A 21,704-nucleotide genomic window follows, 5' to 3' on the forward strand; every position below is an offset into this window, starting at 1 on the left:
CAGTAAAACTGAAGAATGAAAGAAAGGATATTATGGCTGAAGAAAGAGTAGAACCAAAACCAATTGATCTTGGTGAATATAAATTTGGTTTCCATGATGATGTAGAGCCTGTCCTATCGACAGGAAAAGGATTAAACGAAGATGTCATTCGCGAATTATCGGCTGCTAAGGGAGAACCTGAGTGGATGTTAGAATTCCGTTTGAAGTCTTATGAAACCTTTAAAAAAATGCCCATGCAAACATGGGGAGCAGACTTATCAGAGATTGACTTTGATGACTTGATCTACTACCAAAAACCATCTGATAAACCTGCTCGCTCTTGGGATGAAGTTCCTGAAAAAATTAAAGAAACCTTTGAGCGTATCGGGATTCCTGAAGCTGAGCGTGCTTATCTAGCTGGTGCCTCTGCTCAGTATGAGTCAGAAGTGGTTTACCACAACATGAAGGAAGAGTTCCAGAAATTGGGGATTATCTTTACAGATACAGATTCTGCCCTCAAGGAATACCCAGACTTGTTTAAACAATACTTTGCCAAGTTGGTACCGCCGACAGATAACAAGTTGGCTGCCCTCAACTCAGCAGTATGGTCAGGTGGAACATTTATCTACGTACCAAAAGGTGTTAAGGTAGATATTCCGCTTCAAACTTACTTCCGTATCAACAACGAAAATACAGGTCAGTTCGAACGTACCTTGATTATCGTTGACGAGGGAGCGAGTGTTCACTACGTAGAAGGATGTACGGCACCAACTTATTCAAGCAACAGCTTGCATGCGGCCATCGTAGAAATCTTCGCCTTGGACGGAGCTTATATGCGTTATACGACTATTCAAAACTGGTCTGATAACGTTTATAACTTGGTAACAAAACGTGCTAAGGCTCAAAAGGATGCCACTGTTGAGTGGATCGATGGAAACTTGGGTGCCAAAACAACCATGAAATATCCATCCGTTTACCTAGATGGAGAAGGGGCGCGTGGTACTATGCTCTCTATCGCCTTTGCTAATGCAGGACAACACCAAGACACTGGTGCTAAGATGATCCACAATGCTCCACATACAAGTTCGTCTATCGTGTCTAAATCCATCGCTAAAGGCGGAGGAAAGGTGGACTACCGTGGACAAGTAACCTTTAACAAAAACTCTAAGAAATCTGTTTCTCACATCGAGTGTGACACCATTATCATGGATGACTTATCAGCATCAGATACTATTCCATTTAATGAAATTCATAACTCGCAAGTTGCTTTGGAACACGAAGCTAAGGTTTCTAAGATTTCAGAAGAACAACTCTATTACCTCATGAGCCGTGGCTTGTCAGAATCTGAGGCAACAGAGATGATTGTTATGGGATTTGTAGAACCCTTCACAAAAGAACTTCCAATGGAATATGCAGTTGAGCTGAACCGCTTGATTAGCTATGAGATGGAAGGATCAGTTGGGTAAAATTTGTTTTTATATTTACCCATAATCAAGGATTTTGAAGATGAACTTGTAACAAAAAATCGCGGTTTAAAATCGCGATTTTTTATAATTTTTCGTTGATGAAGCGGATAAACTGATTCCACCAAACTTTTAAGAAGAAGGCTTTTTCAACTTTCTTTTCTGCTACCATTTCAAAACTAGGACGTTCTGTGGTGATGTAACCTTGACCAATCAAGTCCTTGTCTTCATAAGTCAAATGTCCAACCACAGTTCCGGCTTCAAGTGGTGCTGGTATTGCCTTAGAATCAGGTGTGAATTGAATAGTTTGGGACGATTGTCCCCCAACACGTTCAATAAGAGTGATATCATCTTTGGCAACGGCAGTGACCGCATCTTCTTTTCCATCTTGTACAGGAGCTTTACTATCTTGGTAGGCATCGCCTTTTTGAACGATTTTACGAAGCGTGAATGTAGAAGAGATATAATCCATTAGTGACGATGTAGCTGTGAAGCGAGCGTAAGGATTATTGTCTTGATGGTCTGCGTTCAAAACAACTGTGATAACCCTCATCCCTTTTTCGACTGTAGTACCAACAAAAGACTCTCCAGCCTTATCTGTTGTTCCTGTCTTAAGGCCATCAAAACCACCGCGATAAGCAGGCATACCTTCTAACATGTAGTTGGTAGAAGTGATTGTCATTCCAGCAAAAGTAGAAGAAGGTTTTTTCGTGATTTCCAAGACTTGTGGGTATTTTTTGATGAGATTGCGAGCAACGATAGCGACATCATAAGCACTGAGCTTGTTTTCATCATCTTTTTTAGATCCTGGGTAAATGTTATCCCCTAAAGTCTCATTGTTAAGACCCGTCGTATTGACAACAGTGGCATCCTGAATGCCCCATTCCAAGAGCTTTGCCCTCATCATATCGACGAAATCTTTTTCTGAGCCAGCAATTTTTTCAGCTAACGCAATAGCTGCACTGTTAGCACTGGATACTAGGGTTGCTTCCAGTAGTTGTTCGACGGTATAATTACGAGCCTCCATAGGAACGTTACTCGCTTCAGAATTTGTCGTTAATTTGTATGGATAATCAGAGATATCTACCGGAGTTGATAGTGTAATACTACCGTTTTCCAAGGCTTCATAGACAAGATAAACAGTAATCAATTTTGTGATTGAAGCAATTTCAACTGGCTGGGTTGCATCTTTCTCATAGAGAATTTTACCGGTATTTGCCTCAACAGCAATTGCATGTTTAGCAGCAATATTAAAATCTTGAGCATCAACAGTAGATGCTGCCCCAATAACGGAAAGGCTTAGGAGAGTTAAAATTATTTTTTTCATAGTAAGTTTATTCTATCATAAAGAAAAAAATATTCCCAGTTTCATGATATAAGAAAGAAGCTTTTTTGAAAGTGTGGTAAAATAGATGAATGGAGGTACTTCATGTTTCGTAAGAATAAATTATTTTTTTGGACCAGTGAGATTTTACTATTAACCATCATCTTTTATTTATGGAGACAGATGGGTGGGATTATAACGCCTTTTGTAAGTGTCGCAAACACTATAATGATTCCCTTTCTTTTAGGTGGTTTTTTATATTATTTGACCAATCCTATTGTAAATTTTTTACAAAAGTATTTCAAAATTAACCGTATCATTGGTATTCTACTAACCTTGTGCGCCTTGGTTTGTGGGCTAGTTATTGGGGTCGTCTATCTCTTACCGATTTTGATTAATCAGCTGACAAGTTTGATTGCTACAAGTCAGACAATCTACAGTCGTCTGCAAGATTTGATTATCGATTTATCCACTTATCCAGCCTTTCAAAATTTAGATATTCAAGCGACTATTCAACAGTTAAATCTCTCTTATGTAGATATTCTACAGAATATCCTAAATAGTGTAACGAATAGTGTTGGAAGTGTCTTATCTGCGCTCTTTAGTACTGTTTTGATTATTATCATGACACCTGTATTTTTAATTTATTTTTTGTTAGATGGCCACAAATTCTTGCCGATGCTTGAGCGTACTGTTTTAAAGCGAGATAAGTTGCATATTACAGGTCTTTTAAAAAATTTGAATACTACAATTGCTCGATATATTAGTGGAGTTGCTATTGATGCGATTATTATTGGTTGTTTGGCCTTTATCGGATATAGCGTGATTGGTTTGAAATACGCTTTGGTCTTTGCCATCTTTTCAGGATTGGCCAATCTCATTCCTTATGTTGGACCAAGTATTGGTTTGATTCCGATGATTATCGCCAATGTCTTTACTGATCCTCATAGAATGCTGATTGCAGTTATTTATATGTTGATTATTCAACAAGTGGATGGAAATATTCTCTACCCTCGTATCGTAGGTGGTGTGATGAAAGTCCATCCAATTACGATTTTAGTATTGCTTTTGTTATCAAGTAATATCTATGGTGTCATTGGTATGATTGTCGCAGTACCAACCTATTCTATCTTAAAAGAAATTTCTAAGTTTTTATCACGTTTGTATGAAAATCATAAAATAATGAAAGAACGAGAAAGACAATTAGCTAAGTAAAAGTCAGGAAATTCCTGATTTTTCTTTTTCATTAAAGAAGTGATAGGAGTAGAAATACCATTTAGATTAGCAGATTAAGAATAATTCACAAAAACTTTGTAAAACACTTGCAATTTAGCTGAAATTTGATAAAATAGTAAGGAAAGTTAGACTGTATTGCCTACTGTCTATCTATAAAATATATTTTATTGGAGGCTTTTACTCAAATGGCAAAAGAAAAATACGATCGTAGTAAACCACACGTTAACATTGGTACTATCGGACACGTTGACCACGGTAAAACTACTTTGACAGCAGCTATCACAACTGTTTTGGCACGTCGCTTGCCTTCAGCTGTTAACCAACCTAAAGACTATGCGTCTATCGATGCTGCTCCAGAAGAACGCGAACGCGGTATCACAATCAACACTGCACACGTTGAGTACGAAACTGAAAAACGTCACTACGCTCACATCGACGCTCCAGGACACGCGGACTACGTTAAAAACATGATCACTGGTGCCGCTCAAATGGACGGAGCTATCCTTGTAGTAGCTTCAACTGACGGACCAATGCCACAAACTCGTGAGCACATCCTTCTTTCACGTCAGGTTGGTGTTAAACACCTTATCGTCTTCATGAACAAAGTTGACTTGGTTGACGACGAAGAATTGCTTGAATTGGTTGAAATGGAAATCCGTGACCTATTGTCAGAATACGACTTCCCAGGTGACGATCTTCCAGTTATCCAAGGTTCAGCTCTTAAAGCCCTTGAAGGTGACACTAAATACGAAGACATCGTTATGGAATTGATGAACACAGTTGATGAGTACATCCCAGAACCAGAACGTGACACTGACAAACCATTGCTTCTTCCAGTCGAAGACGTATTCTCAATCACTGGACGTGGTACAGTTGCTTCAGGACGTATCGACCGTGGTATCGTTAAAGTCAACGACGAAATCGAAATCGTTGGTATCAAAGAAGAAACTCAAAAAGCAGTTGTTACTGGTGTTGAAATGTTCCGTAAACAACTTGACGAAGGTCTTGCCGGAGATAACGTAGGTGTCCTTCTTCGTGGTGTTCAACGTGACGAAATCGAACGTGGACAAGTTATCGCTAAACCAGGTTCAATCAACCCACACACTAAATTCAAAGGTGAAGTTTACATCCTTACTAAAGAAGAAGGTGGACGTCACACTCCATTCTTCAACAACTACCGTCCACAATTCTACTTCCGTACTACTGACGTTACAGGTTCAATCGAACTTCCAGCAGGTACTGAAATGGTAATGCCTGGTGATAACGTGACAATCGACGTTGAGTTGATCCACCCAATCGCCGTAGAACAAGGTACTACATTCTCTATCCGTGAGGGTGGACGTACTGTTGGTTCAGGTATGGTTACAGAAATCGAAGCTTAATTCGATTTAGTTCCCAGAAGAACAATTATTTAAGTCAGACACTAAAAGAATCTTGCATTGCAAGGTTCTTTTTTTCGGATATTGAACTAAAATTGAAGAATTGTTTACATAAAAAAGCTCTATACACTTGATGGGCATAGAGCAAACGGGGCTTTATTTGATATAGAGTTCTTGATTTTTTAGGACAATTTCTCGTACACTTGCAAACTTCTTAAGTTTTTTAAGTTCTTCTTGATGAGTGACGAGAGTGATAACATAACCTTCCTTGCCCATACGGCCAGTACGGCCAGCACGGTGAGTGTAGGTTTCAATATCTCTAGGAACATCAAAGTTTACGACACATTCTAGGCTATCGATATCAATTCCACGTGCCAGAAGGTCAGTTGCAAGAAGCAGAGTTAGTTGCTTGTCCTTGAATTTCTCTAAAATGACTTTTCTGAACTTGACGTTGACATCACTAGCTAGAGAAACAGCTAGGATATCACGATACTGTAATTTTTCCTCTGCACTTCCAAGGTCTGATAGGCTGTTAAAAAAGACCAGACCGCGGAAATCTTCTACATGAGCCAGTTTTCGTAGCATATCCACTCGGTGACGTTGATCTACCTGCATGTAGAAGTGCTGGATGTTGTCCAATTTTTGGTCAGAGAGATCAATGGTACGTGTGTTAGGCGCAATCTTCTTTTGGTCAAATTTGGTTGTCGCACTCATATAGACAAGTTGGTGGTCACGAGGTGCGTAGTGAGTAATTTTCTCGACAAAGTGTATCTGAGAATCATCGAGCAATTGGTCAAATTCATCTAGGATGATGGTTTCCACATTCATCATCTTGATTTTTTTCAATTTAATTAGTTCAAAGATACGGCCAGGAGTTCCAATCAGAATTTCTGGTCCTTTTTTTAGGCGTTCAATCTGGCGTTTCTGACTCGAACCTGATAAGAAGAGTTGGGCAGTTAAGCCGATAGCTTCAGCCCACGTTTTAAATACATCAAAAATCTGTCCAGCAAGCTCAGTATTTGGTGCTAAAATCAATAGTTGTTGGGCTTTTTTCTTTTGTAGTCTGAGAAGACTTGGTAGAAGGTAAGCTAGGGTCTTACCAGTTCCTGTTGGGCTCACTCCTAGGAGGTTTTCTCCAGCAAGAAGGGGCTCAAATAGTTGAGTTTGAATGGGGGTGAATTCTAGGAAACCGAGTTGGTCACTTAGTTCTTGCCATTCAGTTGGTAGTTTGTTTTTCATTTTTCTGCCTCAAATCTAATGCCAGCAGTCTGGCGCATAGTATATAGTAGCTCATGAACTGAACTTGCATCTTCCAGCCAAGTTTGGTAGAGATTCAGATCTGGTTGCTGGGTCATGTGTGCAAATGTAGCGACTTCCTCAGTCATCGTATGAGGAGCCTGTTGGATAGGGAGTTGGACTTGATTGCCTTGATGGTCGGTAAAAATAGCCGAGCTGACATGTTCGATGGTGTTGAGCGTCAGGGTTCCATCTGTCGTATAAATCTCGCAAGCGAGATTGGAAGTGATGTTTTTCCCGGCCTTGATATGAACTTGAAAGTCAGGATAGAAGAGAATTCCGTCTCCATTTAGGTCAACGCTATTGTCAAGCTGTTGCCCTTGATAGGTTGCATCCTGAGCTTTTCCAAAGAGACGAACGGCAGCGTAGAGAGGATAAATCCCCAAATCCATAAGCGCTCCACCAGCAAAACGATCTGAAAAGACATTTGGTGTCTGTCCAGCCAACAAGTTAGGCATTTTGGAAGAATACTTGGCATAGTTGAAATCTGCTCCCAAAATTTGTTTGTCTGCTAAAAAGTTTTTGATGATAGTGAAAGCTTTTTCATGGTAGTTCCGTGCCGCTTCGAATATAAAACAGTGATTTTTCTCAGCGGTATGTCTCAAATCTAGCCATTCTTGTGGCTGAGTGACGGCTGGCTTTTCAAGAATGACATGTTTACCTGCAGACAATGCAGCTTTTGCCTGAGCAAAATGCAAGGAGTTTGGGCTAGCAATATAGACCACATCAAAGGAGTTCTTGAAGAAGTCCTCTACTTTATCAAAGAGTTGGATATTCTGGTAGCGGGAAGCAAAGGTTGCTGCAGTTTCTAGTTTTCTAGAATAGACTGCGACCAGCTTGTATTCTCCACTAGAATGGGCTGCTTCTATGAAGTGGTGGCTGATAGCCCCTGTTCCGATGACACCTAATTTAAGCATAGTTACTCCTTTTCCGATTTCAAATCCTTCTTTCATTATAACATAGATAGACAGGACTATCCAACAGAGGGGAAAAAATTTCAAATAAGCTACTAGGTCTTTTCCAAAGAAAGTGGTACAATAATGAGATGAGTAAATGAAATGGGAGGGAAAATGAGGTTATTACCTATAAGAAAAATATCACGTCAGTCTAAGAGGCTAGCGCTTTTTTTGACTTTTTGTGCAGGTTATGTAGATGCCTATACGTTTATTTTGCGAGGGAATACTCTTGTAGCTGGACAAACTGGGAATGTCGTCTTTCTTTCAGTAGAATTAATTCAAAATAATGTTTCAGATGTTAGGGACAAGGTTCTCACCTTGTTAGCTTTTATGATGGGGGTCTTTCTATTAACAATTTATAAGGAAAAATTGAGAATTGTGAAAAAGCCAATTTTGTCATTGCTTCCTTTAGCAATCTTATCAATCATTATTGGTTTTGTGCCGCAGACTGTAGATAATATCTATCTAGTACCTCCCTTGGCCTTCTGTATGGGATTGGTGACAACTGCTTTTGGAGAAGTGTCGGGTATTGCCTATAATAACGCTTTTATGACAGGGAATATCAAGCGGACCATGCTGGCTTTTGGAGATTATTTCCGAACCAAGCACACACCTTTTTTGCGTGAAGGATTCATATTTGTTAGCCTGCTTAGTAGTTTTGTCCTTGGCGTTGTCTTTTCAGCCTATTTGACGATTTTCTATCATGAAAAGACCATCCTTGGTGTTCCTATTATGATGAGTATTTTTTACCTCAGCATGCTTTTTGCCTCTTGGCAGAAAAAAGTAAAAGAAAAAGCTTGATTTTAGGTGTTATTACTTGTAAGAAAATAGGAGATATGCTATACTTGAAGAGTTGACTATGCACATTCCTGTGCAACCGCACGAACATCGTCGCTCGTCGTATAACAAATTTAAACTTCGTCATTGTCGCCTTGCCTAACATAAGTTATGCCTTCGGTTCAATTCCTAGTTTATTCTTTGTTATACTTAGAGCTCTTCTTTTAAGTGGTTCGTCCCACGATGCTAGGCGAGTCTTCACAAAAAATTCGGGGAAACCCATAAAAATCATAGGAGGTGCATAATGAGCACATACGCAATTATCAAAACTGGCGGAAAACAAGTTAAAGTTGAAGTTGGTCAAGCAGTTTACGTTGAAAAATTGAACGTTGAAGCTGGTCAAGAAGTTACTTTTAACGAAGTTGTTCTTGTTGGTGGTGAAAACACTGTTGTCGGAACTCCACTTGTTGCTGGAGCTACTGTAGTTGGAACTGTTGAAAAACAAGGAAAACAAAAGAAAGTTGTTACTTACAAGTACAAACCTAAAAAAGGTAGCCACCGTAAACAAGGTCACCGTCAACCATATACAAAAGTTGTCATCAACGCAATCAACGCTTAATTTTAAGGAGAACACATGATACAGGCAGTCTTTGAGAGAGCCGAAGATGGCGAGCTGAGGAGTGCAGAAATTACTGGACACGCCGAGAGTGGCGAATACGGCTTAGATGTCGTGTGTGCATCGGTTTCTACGCTTGCCGTTAACTTTATCAATTCTATTGAGAAATTTGCAGGCTATGAACCAATCCTAGAATTAAACGAAGATGAAGGTGGCTATCTGATGGTTGAAATACCAAAAGATCTTCCTTCACACCAGAGAGAAATGACCCAGTTATTCTTTGAATCATTTTTCTTAGGTATGGCAAACTTATCGGAGAACTCTTCTGAGTTCGTCCAAACCAGAGTTATCACAGAAAACTAACACGGAGGAAAACATTATGTTAAAAATGACTCTTAACAACTTGCAACTTTTCGCCCACAAAAAAGGTGGAGGTTCTACATCAAACGGACGTGATTCACAAGCAAAACGTCTTGGAGCTAAAGCAGCTGACGGACAAACAGTAACAGGTGGATCAATCCTTTACCGTCAACGTGGTACACACATCTACCCAGGTGTAAACGTTGGACGTGGTGGAGACGATACTTTGTTCGCTAAAGTTGAAGGCGTAGTACGCTTTGAACGTAAAGGACGCGATAAAAAACAAGTTTCTGTTTACCCAATCGCTAAATAAAAAGGTTCACTGAACCTTTTTATCCCGAGCCTTGAAATATAAAGGCGAGGAAGCTAGAAGTAGCATAAACTAAGGCTTTCCGAGTTTTCGGAGAGCCTCTTTTTTTGTTTTGATACCCATGATTTTTTCGTTCTTAGTGTAGATGAATTTTATGAGTGACATTATTTTTCTTCGATGGAAAACTTCTAAAATATGGTATAATAAAAAGATAAAGAAGTTGGGGGTAGAAGATGAACATTCAACAATTACGCTATGTTGTGGCTATTGCGAATAGCGGTACTTTCCGTGAAGCTGCTGAAAAGATGTATGTTAGTCAGCCGAGTCTGTCCATCTCTGTTCGTGATTTGGAAAAAGAGTTGGGCTTTAAGATTTTCCGTCGGACCAGCTCAGGGACTTTCTTGACCCGTCGTGGTATGGAATTCTATGAAAAAGCGCAAGAATTGGTTAAAGGATTTGATATTTTTCAAAATCAGTATGCCAATCCTGAGGAAGAAAAAGATGAATTTTCCATTGCTAGTCAGCACTATGACTTTCTACCACCAACCATTACGGCTTTCTCAGAGCGCTATCCTGACTATAAGAACTTTCGTATTTTTGAATCAACTACTGTTCAAATCTTAGACGAAGTAGCGCAAGGACATAGTGAGATTGGGATTATTTACCTCAACAATCAAAATAAAAAGGGGATTATGCAACGGGTTGAAAAGCTAGGTCTGGAGGTCATTGAGTTGATTCCTTTCCATACCCACATTTATCTCCGCGAGGGGCATCCTTTGGCTCAGAAAGAGGAACTGGTCATGGAGGATTTAGCGGATCTACCAACGGTTCGTTTCACTCAAGAAAAAGACGAGTACCTTTATTATTCAGAGAACTTTGTTGATACCAGTGCGAGCTCACAGATGTTTAATGTGACAGACCGTGCTACCTTGAATGGTATTTTAGAGCGGACGGATGCTTATGCGACTGGTTCTGGATTTTTAGATAGTGATAGTGTCAATGGCATCACAGTTATTCGTCTCAAGGATAACCTAGATAATCGCATGGTCTATGTTAAACGTGAAGAAGTGGAGCTGAGTCAAGCTGGGACTCTCTTTGTAAAAGTCATGCAAGAATATTTTAATCAGAAGAGGAAATCATGAAAAAAAGAGGAATAGTGGCAGTCATTGCACTGCTTTTGATTGGGCTGGATCAGTTAGTCAAATCCTATATCGTCCAGCAGATTCCACTGGGTGAAGTGCGCTCTTGGATTCCCAATTTCGTTAGCTTGACCTACCTGCAAAATCGAGGGGCAGCCTTTTCTATCTTACAAGACCAGCAGTGGTTATTTGCTATCATTACACTGGTCGTTATGGTAGGTGCCATTTGGTATCTACATAAACACATGGAGGACTCATTCTGGATGGTCTTGGGTTTGACCTTGATAATCGCAGGTGGTCTTGGAAACTTTATTGACAGAGTCAGTCAGGGCTTTGTTGTGGATATGTTCCACCTTGACTTTATTAATTTTGCAATTTTCAATGTTGCAGATAGCTATTTGACTGTTGGAGTGATTATTTTATTAATTGCAATGCTAAAAGAGGAAATAAATGGAAATTAAAATTGAAACTGGTGGCCTGCGTTTGGATAAGGCTTTGTCGGATTTGACAGAATTATCACGCAGTCTCGCGAATGAAAAAATCAAATCAGGACAGGTCTTGGTCAATGGCCAAGTCAAGAAAGCTAAATACACAGTTCAAGAAGGCGATGTCGTCACTTACCATCTGCCAGAACCAGAGGTTTTAGAGTATGTAGCTGAGAATCTTCCGCTAGAAATCATCTACCAAGATGAGGATGTGGCCGTCGTTAACAAACCTCAGGGGATGGTTGTGCATCCGAGTGCTGGTCATACTAGTGGAACTCTGGTAAATGCCCTTATGTATCATATTAAGGACTTGTCGGGTATCAATGGGGTTCTGCGTCCAGGAATTGTTCACCGTATTGATAAGGATACATCAGGTCTTCTCATGATTGCTAAAAATGATGAGGCGCATCTAGCACTTGCCCAAGAACTTAAGGATAAAAAGTCTCTCCGCAAATATTGGGCGATTGTTCATGGAAATTTGCCTAATGATCGTGGTGTGATTGAAGCGCCGATTGGCCGTAGTGAAAAAGACCGTAAGAAACAGGCTGTGACTGCTAAAGGGAAGCCTGCAGTGACTCGTTTCCACGTCTTGGAACGCTTTGGTGATTACAGCTTAGTGGAGTTACAACTGGAGACAGGGCGTACCCATCAAATCCGTCTTCACATGGCTTATATTGGTCATCCAGTCGCTGGGGATGAAGTCTATGGTCCTCGTAAGACTCTGAAAGGGCATGGACAATTTCTTCATGCCAAGACTCTAGGTTTTACTCATCCGAGAACAGGTGAGACCTTGGAATTTACAGCAGATATCCCAGAGATTTTTAAGGAAACATTGGAGAGATTGAGAAAGAAAAAATGAAAAAGAAATTAACTAGTTTAGCACTTGCAGGAGCTTTTTTAGCTTTGTCATGGTATGGAAATGTTCAAGCTCAAGAAAGTTCAGGAAATAAAATCCACTTTATCAATGTTCAAGAAGGTGGCAGTGATGCAATCATTCTTGAAAGTAATGGACATTTTGCCATGGTGGATACAGGAGAAGATTATGATTTCCCAGATGGAAGTGATTCTCGTTATCCGTGGAGAGAAGGAATTGAAACATCCTATAAGCATGTTCTGACAGACCGTGTCTTTCGTCGTTTGAAGGAATTGGGTGTTCAAAAACTTGATTTTATTTTAGTCACTCATACCCACAGTGATCATATTGGAAATGTTGATGAATTACTGTCTACCTATCCAGTTGACCGTGTCTATCTTAAAAAATATAGCGATAATCGTATTACTAATTCTGAACGTTTATGGGATAATCTGTACGGTTATGATAAGGTTTTACAGACTGCTTCAGAAAAAGGTGTTTCAGTTATTCAAAACATCACACAGGGAGATGCTCATTTTCAGTTTGGGGACATGGATATTCAGCTCTATAATTATGAAAATGAAACAGATTCATCGGGTGAGTTAAAGAAAATTTGGGACGACAATTCCAATTCCCTGATTAGTGTAGTAAAAGTCAATGGTAAGAAAATTTACCTTGGGGGCGACTTAGATAATGTTCATGGAGCAGAAGACAAGTATGGTCCTCTCATTGGAAAAGTTGATTTGATGAAGTTTAATCATCACCATGATACCAACAAATCAAATACCAAGGATTTTATTAAAAATTTGAGTCCGAGTTTGATTGTTCAAACTTCGGATAGTTTACCTTGGAAAAATGGTGTTGATAGTGAGTATGTCAATTGGCTTAAAGAACGAGGAATTGAGAGAATCAACGCAGCCAGCAAAGACTATGATGCAACAGTTTTTGATATTCGAAAAGACGGTTTTGTCAATATTTCAACTTCCTACAAGCCGATTCCAAGTTTTCAAGCTGGTTGGCATAAGAGTGCATATGGGAACTGGTGGTATCAAGCGCCTGATTCTACAGGAGAATATGCAGTAGGTTGGAATGAAATCAAGGGTGAATGGTATTACTTCAATCAAACGGGTATCTTGTTACAGAATCAATGGAAAAAATGGAATAATCGTTGGTTCTATTTGACAGACTCTGGTGCTTCTGCTAAAAATTGGAAAAAAATCGATGGAAGCTGGTATTATTTCAACAAAGAAAATCAGATGGAAATTGGTTGGATAAATACTGGAGGTCAGAATTATTATTTATCCAAGGATGGTTCGCTACAAACAGGTTGGCTTCAATATAAGGGGCAATGGTATTACTTTGCTCAATCAGGAGAAATGAAAACGGGTTGGGTAAAAGATAAAGAAACCTGGTACTATATGGATTCTACTGGTATCATGAAGACAGGCGAGATAGAAGTTTCTGGTCATCATTACTATCTAGAAGAATCAGGAGCTATGAAGCAAGGCTGGCTTAAAAAGGCAAATGATTGGTATTTCTACAAGACAGACGGTTCACGAGCTGTGGGTTGGATCAAAGACAAGGATAAATGGTACTTCTTGAAAGAAAATGGTCAATTACTTGTGAATGGTAAGACACCAGAAGGCTATACTGTTGATTCAAGTGGTGCCTGGTTAGTGGATGTTCCGGTAGAGAAATCTGTTACAACTAAAGTCACAAGTCATTCAGAAATAAAAGAATCGAAAGAAGTAGTGAAAAAAGATCTTGAAAATAAAGAAACGAGTCAACACGAAAGTATTACAAGTTCTTCAACTAGTCAAGATTTGACTTCTTCAACTTCACAAAGCTCTGAAACGAGTGCAAACAAATCGGAATCAGAACAGTAGTAAAAAAGAAGGTTTTAGGGCCTTCTTTTTCCTATCAACTCTTTTCTATTTCCTACCATTCATGTTATAATGGATAAATATGAAGAATCGGAGTAAGACTATGAAATACAAACGGATTGTCTTTAAGGTGGGGACTTCTTCTCTGACAAATGAGGATGGAAGTTTATCACGTAGTAAGGTAAAGGCTATTACCCAGCAGTTGGCTATGTTGCACGAGGCTGGTCATGAATTGATTTTAGTGTCGTCAGGTGCCATTGCTGCAGGTTTTGGGGCCTTAGGATTTAAAAAGCGTCCGACTAAGATTGCTGATAAACAGGCTTCAGCAGCGGTAGGGCAAGGCCTTTTGTTGGAAGAATACACGACCAATCTTCTCTTGCGCCAAATCGTTTCTGCACAAATCTTGCTGACCCAGGATGACTTTGTGGATAAGCGCCGTTATAAAAATGCCCATCAGGCTTTGTCAGTTCTACTTAGCCGTGGTGCGATTCCTATCATCAATGAGAATGACAGTGTCGTTATTGATGAGCTCAAGGTTGGGGACAATGATACTCTGAGTGCGCAGGTAGCAGCCATGGTCCAAGCAGACCTTTTGGTCCTCTTGACAGACGTAGACGGTCTTTATACTGGAAATCCTAATTCAGACCCAACTGCCAAACGCTTGGAGCGAATCGAGACCATCAATCGTGAGATTATTGATATGGCCGGTGGAGCAGGTTCGTCTAATGGTACAGGTGGCATGTTAACCAAAATCAAAGCAGCGACTATTGCGACGGAATCAGGAGTTCCTGTTTATATCTGCTCATCTTTGAAGACAGATGCCATGATTGAGGCGGCAGAGGAGACCGAGGATGGTTCTTACTTTGTTGCTCAAGAGAAGGGGCTTCGTACCCAGAAACAATGGCTGGCCTTTTATGCTCAGAGCCAAGGTTCTATTTGGGTTGATAAAGGGGCTGCAGAAGCTCTCTCTCAACATGGTAAGAGTCTCCTTTTATCTGGTATTGTTGAAGCAGAAGGAGCCTTTTCTTACGGTGATATCGTGACAGTATTTGACAAGGAAAGTGGAAAATCACTTGGAAAAGGACGCGTGCAATTTGGAGCATCTGCTTTGGAGGATATGTTGCGTTCTCAAAAAGCCAAGGGTGTCTTGATTCATCGTGACGACTGGATTTCCATTACTCCTGAAATCCAACTACTCTTTACAGAATTTTAGAGGTAAACTATGGTAAGTACACAAGAACAATTTGAACAGGTACAGGCTGTTAAAAAATCGATCAACACAGCTAGTGAAGAGGTGAAAAACCAAGCCTTGCTAGCCATGGCTGATCATTTATTAGCAGCTACTGAGGAGATTTTAGCGGCAAATGCCCTTGATATGGAATCTGCTAAGGGTAAAATCTCAGATGTGATGCTGGATCGTCTTTATTTGGATGTAAGTCGTATAGAAGCGATGGCAACTGGGATTCGTGAAGTGGTTGCTTTACCAGATCCAATCGGTGAAGTTTTAGAAACCAATCAGCTTGAAAATGGTTTGGTTATCACAAAGAAACGTGTGGCTATGGGGGTTATCGGTATTATCTATGAAAGCCGTCCAAATGTGACGTCTGATGCGGCTGCTTTGGCTCTCAAGAGTGGGAATGCGGTTGTTCTTCGAAGTGGTAAGGATGCCTATCAAACTGCCCATGCTATTGTCACAGCCATGAAGAAGGGCTTGGAGACGACCACTATTCACCCAGATGTGATTCAACTGGTGGAAGATACCAGCCGTGAAAGTAGCTATGCCATGATGAAGGCCAAGGGCTATCTAGACCTTCTTATTCCTCGTGGAGGAGCTGGTTTGATCAATGCAGTGGTTGAAAATGCTATTGTACCAGTTATCGAGACAGGAACTGGGATTGTCCATGTTTATGTCGATAAGGACGCAGATGAAGACAAGGCTCTGTCTATCATCAACAATGCCAAAACCAGTCGTCCTTCTGTCTGCAATGCCATGGAGGTTCTCCTTGTTCATGAAGACAAGGCAGCAAGCTTCCTTCCTCGCTTGGAGCAAGTACTGGTTGCAGATCGAAAAGAAGCTGGTCTGGAACCAATTCAATTCCGTTTGGATGAAAAAGCAAGTCAGTTTGTTTCAGGTCAAGCAGCTGAGGCCCAAGACTTTGACACCGAGTTTTTAGACTATGTATTAGCTGTTAAGGTTGTGAGCAGTTTAGAAGAAGCGGTTGCCCATATTGAAACCCACAGTACCCATCATTCGGATGCCATTATGACGGAAAATGCTGAAGCTGCAGCTTACTTTACAGATCAAGTGGACTCTGCAGCTGTCTATGTCAATGCCTCAACTCGTTTCACAGATGGTGGCCAATTTGGTCTGGGTTGCGAAATGGGGATTTCAACTCAGAAACTGCACGCGCGTGGTCCAATGGGCTTGAAAGAGTTGACCAGCTACAAGTATGTGGTCACTGGTGACGGACAGATAAGGGAGTAAGAGATGAAGATTGGATTTATCGGTTTGGGGAATATGGGTGCTAGCTTGGCTAAGTCTGTCTTGCAGGCTAGACCGTCAGATGAGATTCTCCTTGCCAATCGTAGTCAAGCCAAGGTGGATGCTTTCATTGCTGACTTTGGAGGTCAGGCTTCCAGCAATGAAGAAATTTTTGCAGAAGCAGATGTGATTTTTCTAGGAGTTAAGCCTGCTCAGTTTTCTGAACTGCTTTCTCAATACCAGACTATCCTTGAAAAACGAGAAAGTCTTCTTTTGATTTCTATGGCAGCTGGATTGACCTTAGAAAAACTCGCTAGTCTTCTTCCAAGTCAGCACCGAATTATTCGTATGATGCCAAATACCCCTGCTTCTATTGGACAAGGAGTGATTAGTTATGCCTTGTCTTCTAATTGCAAGGCTGAGGACAGTGAGTTATTTTGTCAGCTTTTAACTAAGGCTGGTCTCTTGGTTGAGCTAGGAGAAGGCTTAATCGACGCAGCGACAGGTCTTGCAGGTTGTGGACCGGCTTTTGTCTATCTCTTTATTGAGGCCTTGGCAGATGCGGGTGTTCAGACGGGATTACCAAGAGAAACGGCATTGAAAATGGCGGCTCAAACTGTGGTAGGAGCTGGACAATTGGTCCTAGAAACCCAAGAGCATCCTGGGGTCTTGAAAGACCAAGTTTGTAGCCCAAGCGGTTCGACTATCGCTGGTGTAGCAAGCCTAGAAGCGCATGCTTTTCGAGGAACAGTCATGGATGCAGTTCATCAAGCCTACAAACGAACACAAGAATTAGGTAAATAAGAGGTAGTTTTATCTGCCTCTTTTATGGTGGTTGAAATGAGAAGAAAAAAAGATTGTCACAAAAACCTATTTTTTTGATAGAATAGAAGTAGTAAAAAAGAAATGAGTTAGACATGTCAAAAGGATTTTTAGTCTCTCTTGAGGGACCAGAGGGAGCAGGAAAGACCAGTGTTTTAGAGGCTCTGCTTCCAATTTTAGAGGAAAAAGGGGTAGTGGTGCTGAGGACCCGTGAACCTGGCGGAGTCTTGATTGGGGAGAAGATTCGTGAAGTAATTTTGAATCCAAGTCATACTCAGATGGATGCTAAAACAGAGCTCCTTCTCTATATCGCTAGTCGCAGACAGCACTTGGTGGAAAAAGTTCTTCCAGCACTTGAAGCTGGCAAGTTGGTCATTATGGACCGCTTCATCGATAGTTCTCTTGCATATCAGGGATTTGGTCGTGGCTTGGATATTGACGCCATTGACTGGCTTAACCAGTTTGCGACAGATGGCCTTAAACCCGATTTGACACTCTATTTTGACATCGAGGTGGAAGAAGGACTAGCTCGCATTGCTGCTAATAGCAATCGTGAGGTCAATCGTTTGGACTTAGAAGGTTTGGACTTGCATAAAAAAGTTCGTAAAGGTTATCTTTCTCTCCTGGAAAAAGAAGGAAATCGCATTGTCAAGATTGATGCGAGTCTTCCATTGGAGCAAGTTGTGGAAACTACCAAGGATATCTTGTTTGAGAGAATGGGCTTGATTAAATGAAACAAGATCAACTAAAGGCTTGGCAGCCAGACCAGTTTGACCGCTTTGTACGTATCCTAGAACAAGACCAGCTCAATCACGCCTATCTCTTTTCAGGTTTCTTTGGAAGCTTGGAAATGGCTCAATTTCTAGCTAAGAGCCTCTTTTGTACGGATAAAGTAGGTGTGTTGCCATGTGAGAAATGTCGGAATTGTAAGCTTATTGAACAGGGAGAATTTCCCGATGTTACCTTAATTAAGCCAGTCAATCAGGTCATCAAGACAGAACGCATTCGGGAATTGGTGGGTCAGTTTTCCCAAGCAGGGATTGAAAGCCAGCAACAGGTTTTTATTATCGAGCAAGCTGAGAAAATGCATCCTAACGCAGCCAATTCTCTGCTCAAGGTCATCGAAGAACCCCAGAGTGAGGTTTATATTTTCTTCTTGACAAGCGATGAAGAAAAGATTTTACCGACCATCCGAAGTCGGACCCAGATTTTCCACTTTAAAAAGCAAGAAGAAAAATTCATCCATCAATTAGAACAAGCAGGTCTGGTCAAGAAAAAAGCAACTCTTTTAGCCCAGTTTAGTCAATCGCGAGCTGAAGCAGAAAAGTTAGCCAATCAGGCAAGTTTTTGGACCTTGGTTGATGAAAGTGAACGCCTGCTGACTTGGTTAGTGGCTAAGAAAAAAGAAAGTTATCTGCAGGTTGCTAAATTAGCCAACTTGGCAGATGACAAGGAAAAACAAGATCAGGTTTTACGGATTCTTGAAGTTCTCTGTGGACAAGATATCCTACAAGCAAGAGTAAGAGTGATTTTACAAGATTTGCTAGAAGCTAGAAAAATGTGGCAGGCTAATGTCAGCTTTCAAAATGTCATGGAATATCTGGTCTTGAAAGAAATATAAACTCAAAAATGAACGATAAAGAAAGGAAAGGGCTGTTTTATGGACAAAAAAGAATTATTTGACGCGCTGGATGATTTTTCCCAACAGTTATTGGTAACCTTGGCTGATGTGGAAGCCATCAAGAAAAATCTCAAGAGCCTGGTAGAGGAAAATACAGCTCTTCGCTTGGAAAATAGTAAGTTGCGCGAACGCTTGGGTGAGGTGGAAGCAGATGCTCCTGTCAAGGCTAAGCATGTTCGTGAAAGTGTCCGTCGCATTTACCGTGATGGGTTTCACGTTTGTAATGATTTTTATGGACAACGTCGAGAGCAGGACGAGGAATGTATGTTCTGTGACGAGTTGTTGTACAGGGAGTAGGCATGCAAATTCAAAAAAGTTTTAAGGGGCAGTCTCCCTACGGCAAGCTGTATCTAGTGGCAACGCCGATTGGCAATTTAGATGATATGACCTTTCGAGCTATCCAGACCTTGAAAGAAGTGGACTGGATTGCTGCTGAGGACACGCGCAATACAGGTCTATTGCTCAAGCATTTTGACATTTCTACCAAGCAGGTTAGTTTTCATGAGCACAATGCCAAGGAAAAGATTCCTGATTTGATTGGTTTCCTGAAAGCAGGGCAAAGTATTGCTCAGGTATCCGATGCAGGTCTGCCTAGTATCTCAGACCCTGGTCATGATTTGGTCAAGGCAGCCATTGAGGAAGAAATTGCGGTTGTGACTGTTCCAGGTGCCTCTGCAGGAATTTCTGCCTTGATTGCCAGTGGTTTAGCGCCACAGCCACATATCTTTTACGGCTTCTTACCGAGAAAATCAGGCCAGCAAAAGCAATTTTTCGACTTGAAAAAAGACTATCCTGAAACCCAGATTTTCTATGAATCGCCTCATCGTGTGGCAGATACGTTAGAAAATATGCTAGAAGTCTACGGTAATCGCTCGGTCGTCTTGGTTAGGGAATTGACTAAAATCTATGAAGAATACCAAAGAGGTACCATTTCAGAGTTATTAGAAAGCATAGCTGAAACGCCACTCAAGGGCGAATGCCTTCTCATCGTCGAAGGTGCCAGTCAGGATGTGGAGGAAAAAGATGAGGAGGACTTGTTTTCAGAAATACAAGTACGCATCCAGCAAGGCATGAAGAAAAATCAAGCTATCAAGGAAGTTGCGAAACACTACCAGTGGAATAAAAGCCAGCTCTACGCTGCCTATCACGATTGGGAAGAAAATGACTAAACAGGGAAGTTTGCCTTCTTCCCTTTTTTTGTTATACTAGTAGAAGAAAAAAATAGAAAGATTTGTGGGTGTTAAACAAGCCAGTGCCTTGTTTTGATATGAACTTAGGTTCCACCCAAAGAGGTATTAGTGTCGTGTCTCAATCTTATATCAATGTTATCGGTGCTGGTTTGGCAGGTTCTGAAGCAGCCTACCAAATCGCAGAGCGTGGTATTCCAGTTAAACTTTATGAAATGCGTGGTGTCAAGTCAACACCCCAGCACAAAACAGACAATTTTGCTGAGTTAGTTTGTTCTAATTCCCTTCGTGGAGATGCTCTGACAAATGCAGTTGGTCTTCTCAAGGAAGAAATGCGTCGCTTGGGTTCTGTTATCTTAGAATCTGCTGAAGCAACCCGTGTTCCTGCAGGAGGAGCTCTTGCGGTGGACCGTGATGGTTTCTCCCAAATGGTGACTGAAAAAGTTACCAACCATCCCTTGATTGAAGTGGTTCGTGATGAAATTACAGAATTGCCGACAGATGTTATCACAGTTGTGGCGACTGGTCCTTTGACCAGCGATGCTCTGGCTGAAAAGATTCATGCTCTTAATGACGGCGATGGTTTCTATTTCTACGATGCGGCAGCGCCTATTATCGATGTCAACACTATCGATATGAGCAAGGTCTATCTCAAGTCTCGTTATGATAAGGGAGAAGCCGCTTATCTTAACGCTCCTATGACCAAGCAAGAGTTTATGGATTTCCATGAAGCTTTGGTTAATGCGGAAGAAGCACCGCTCAATTCTTTCGAAAAAGAAAAGTACTTTGAAGGCTGTATGCCTATCGAAGTCATGGCCAAACGAGGTATTAAAACCATGCTTTATGGCCCTATGAAACCAGTCGGTCTTGAGTATCCAGACGACTACACAGGACCTCGTGATGGAGAATTTAAAACACCTTATGCGGTTGTGCAACTTCGTCAGGATAATGCTGCTGGTAGCCTCTACAATATTGTTGGTTTCCAGACCCACCTCAAATGGGGAGAACAAAAGCGTGTCTTCCAAATGATTCCAGGTCTTGAAAATGCTGAGTTTGTTCGTTATGGTGTTATGCACCGCAATTCTTACATGGATTCACCAAATCTTCTTGAACAGACTTACCGTTCTAAGAAACAACCAAATCTCTTTTTTGCTGGTCAGATGACGGGTGTGGAAGGCTATGTTGAGTCCGCAGCGTCAGGCTTGGTTGCGGGAATTAACGCGGCTCGTCTCTTCAAGGGAGAAAGCGAGGCTATTTTCCCAGAAACAACAGCGATTGGAAGCTTAGCTCATTACATCACCCATGCCGACAGCAAACATTTCCAACCAATGAATGTCAACTTTGGGATTATCAAGGAGTTGGAAGGCGAGCGTATTCGTGATAAGAAGGCTCGTTATGAAAAAATTGCAGAGCGCGCTCTTAGCGACCTAGAAGAATTTTTAACAGTCTAATTTTTTTGAAAGAATTGCTCATGAT

22 protein-coding genes and 1 pseudogene are annotated in these 21,704 nt (G+C 41.0%); 19 read left to right on the forward strand and 4 right to left on the reverse strand.

Annotation, left to right across the window (positions count from 1 at the left end):
* The first annotated feature begins 32 nt into the window (after positions 1–32).
* Entirely contained in the window at positions 33–1,445 is a 1,413-nt protein-coding gene (gene sufB / locus QM956_RS03275; RefSeq protein WP_000797054.1) for a Fe-S cluster assembly protein SufB, read from the forward strand.
* Between the two features lie 82 nt (positions 1,446–1,527).
* On the opposite strand, the gene pbp3 is transcribed toward sufB, so the two are convergent.
* The gene (gene pbp3, locus QM956_RS03280) at positions 1,528–2,769 is read right to left on the reverse strand and encodes a D-alanyl-D-alanine carboxypeptidase PBP3 (RefSeq protein WP_023947791.1); all 1,242 of its coding nucleotides are present in this window, start codon (positions 2,767–2,769) and stop codon (positions 1,528–1,530) included.
* A gap of 102 nt (positions 2,770–2,871) precedes the next feature.
* Here pbp3 and QM956_RS03285 point away from each other — a divergent pair, with 102 nt between their 5' ends.
* A complete protein-coding gene (locus tag QM956_RS03285) occupies positions 2,872–3,981 on the forward strand; it encodes an AI-2E family transporter (RefSeq protein WP_414302227.1) in 1,110 nt (369 codons plus the stop codon).
* Between the two features lie 206 nt (positions 3,982–4,187).
* On the forward strand, positions 4,188–5,384 hold the full coding sequence (tuf, locus tag QM956_RS03290; RefSeq protein ID WP_001040721.1) for an elongation factor Tu: 1,197 nt from the start codon (positions 4,188–4,190) through the stop codon (positions 5,382–5,384).
* 153 nt (positions 5,385–5,537) lie between these two features.
* On the opposite strand, the gene QM956_RS03295 is transcribed toward tuf, so the two are convergent.
* Entirely contained in the window at positions 5,538–6,620 is a 1,083-nt protein-coding gene (locus tag QM956_RS03295) for a DEAD/DEAH box helicase (RefSeq protein WP_261073708.1), read from the reverse strand.
* On the reverse strand, positions 6,617–7,594 hold the full coding sequence (locus QM956_RS03300; protein ID WP_261073709.1) for a Gfo/Idh/MocA family protein: 978 nt from the start codon (positions 7,592–7,594) through the stop codon (positions 6,617–6,619). Before QM956_RS03300 ends, QM956_RS03295 begins: the two co-directional genes overlap by 4 nt.
* Before the next feature lie 141 nt (positions 7,595–7,735).
* On the opposite strand from QM956_RS03300, the gene QM956_RS03305 reads away from it, so the two are divergent.
* The 4 genes from QM956_RS03305 to rpmA all read left to right on the forward strand — a co-directional run bounded on the left by QM956_RS03305 (position 7,736) and on the right by rpmA (position 9,699).
* Positions 7,736–8,434: a YoaK family protein gene (locus QM956_RS03305; RefSeq protein WP_153210530.1), complete on the forward strand. Its 699-nt coding sequence runs from the start codon at positions 7,736–7,738 to the stop codon at positions 8,432–8,434.
* Between the two features lie 280 nt (positions 8,435–8,714).
* On the forward strand, positions 8,715–9,029 hold the full coding sequence (gene rplU / locus QM956_RS03310) for a 50S ribosomal protein L21 (protein WP_000109141.1): 315 nt from the start codon (positions 8,715–8,717) through the stop codon (positions 9,027–9,029).
* Between the two features lie 15 nt (positions 9,030–9,044).
* On the forward strand, positions 9,045–9,389 hold the full coding sequence (locus QM956_RS03315) for a ribosomal-processing cysteine protease Prp (RefSeq protein ID WP_023947780.1): 345 nt from the start codon (positions 9,045–9,047) through the stop codon (positions 9,387–9,389).
* Between the two features lie 16 nt (positions 9,390–9,405).
* Positions 9,406–9,699: a 50S ribosomal protein L27 gene (rpmA, locus tag QM956_RS03320; protein WP_000916509.1), complete on the forward strand. Its 294-nt coding sequence runs from the start codon at positions 9,406–9,408 to the stop codon at positions 9,697–9,699.
* Positions 9,700–9,865: 166 nt separating this feature from the next.
* Here the strand turns inward: rpmA and QM956_RS03325 are convergent.
* Positions 9,866–9,937: pseudogene (locus QM956_RS03325) on the reverse strand (AraC family transcriptional regulator); the annotation flags it as partial.
* Here QM956_RS03325 and QM956_RS03330 point away from each other — a divergent pair.
* The 12 genes from QM956_RS03330 (at position 9,930) to trmFO (ending at position 21,679) form a co-directional block, all read left to right on the forward strand.
* Positions 9,930–10,838, forward strand: coding sequence for a LysR family transcriptional regulator (locus QM956_RS03330; protein ID WP_261020110.1), 909 nt, complete (start codon positions 9,930–9,932; stop codon positions 10,836–10,838). The pseudogene QM956_RS03325 and the gene QM956_RS03330 overlap by 8 nt on opposite strands.
* Complete coding sequence (gene lspA / locus QM956_RS03335) at positions 10,835–11,296, forward strand: signal peptidase II (protein WP_084929892.1); 462 nt, start codon at positions 10,835–10,837, stop codon at positions 11,294–11,296. Before QM956_RS03330 ends, lspA begins: the two co-directional genes overlap by 4 nt.
* On the forward strand, positions 11,286–12,179 hold the full coding sequence (locus QM956_RS03340) for an RluA family pseudouridine synthase (RefSeq protein WP_261020111.1): 894 nt from the start codon (positions 11,286–11,288) through the stop codon (positions 12,177–12,179). The genes lspA and QM956_RS03340 overlap by 11 nt, the downstream gene beginning before the upstream one ends.
* Positions 12,176–14,059, forward strand: a complete 1,884-nt coding sequence (cbpE, locus tag QM956_RS03345; RefSeq protein ID WP_261020113.1) for a phosphorylcholine esterase CbpE — start codon at positions 12,176–12,178, stop codon at positions 14,057–14,059. Before QM956_RS03340 ends, cbpE begins: the two co-directional genes overlap by 4 nt.
* A gap of 100 nt (positions 14,060–14,159) precedes the next feature.
* Entirely contained in the window at positions 14,160–15,269 is a 1,110-nt protein-coding gene (gene proB / locus QM956_RS03350; RefSeq protein WP_261020115.1) for a glutamate 5-kinase, read from the forward strand.
* Between the two features lie 9 nt (positions 15,270–15,278).
* Entirely contained in the window at positions 15,279–16,541 is a 1,263-nt protein-coding gene (locus tag QM956_RS03355) for a glutamate-5-semialdehyde dehydrogenase (protein ID WP_084927540.1), read from the forward strand.
* A 3-nt stretch (positions 16,542–16,544) separates the two neighbouring features.
* On the forward strand, positions 16,545–17,342 hold the full coding sequence (gene proC, locus QM956_RS03360; RefSeq protein ID WP_000689691.1) for a pyrroline-5-carboxylate reductase: 798 nt from the start codon (positions 16,545–16,547) through the stop codon (positions 17,340–17,342).
* 113 nt (positions 17,343–17,455) lie between these two features.
* Positions 17,456–18,094, forward strand: coding sequence for a dTMP kinase (gene tmk / locus QM956_RS03365; RefSeq protein ID WP_414302228.1), 639 nt, complete (start codon positions 17,456–17,458; stop codon positions 18,092–18,094).
* Positions 18,091–18,981 carry a DNA polymerase III subunit delta' gene (locus tag QM956_RS03370; protein ID WP_049546779.1) on the forward strand — a complete coding sequence of 297 codons (891 nt, stop codon included), beginning with the start codon at positions 18,091–18,093 and terminating at the stop codon, positions 18,979–18,981. Before tmk ends, QM956_RS03370 begins: the two co-directional genes overlap by 4 nt.
* Positions 18,982–19,020: 39 nt before the next feature.
* A complete protein-coding gene (gene yabA, locus QM956_RS03375) occupies positions 19,021–19,338 on the forward strand; it encodes a DNA replication initiation control protein YabA (protein WP_000358228.1) in 318 nt (105 codons plus the stop codon).
* 2 nt (positions 19,339–19,340) lie between these two features.
* Positions 19,341–20,210, forward strand: a complete 870-nt coding sequence (gene rsmI, locus QM956_RS03380; RefSeq protein ID WP_049502494.1) for a 16S rRNA (cytidine(1402)-2'-O)-methyltransferase — start codon at positions 19,341–19,343, stop codon at positions 20,208–20,210.
* Positions 20,211–20,344: 134 nt separating this feature from the next.
* A complete protein-coding gene (trmFO, locus tag QM956_RS03385; RefSeq protein ID WP_411865931.1) occupies positions 20,345–21,679 on the forward strand; it encodes a methylenetetrahydrofolate--tRNA-(uracil(54)-C(5))-methyltransferase (FADH(2)-oxidizing) TrmFO in 1,335 nt (444 codons plus the stop codon).
* Positions 21,680–21,704 lie beyond the last annotated feature (25 nt).

It is taken from the genome of Streptococcus mitis (assembly GCF_047460035.1).
Taxonomy (GTDB): domain Bacteria; phylum Bacillota; class Bacilli; order Lactobacillales; family Streptococcaceae; genus Streptococcus; species Streptococcus mitis_DW.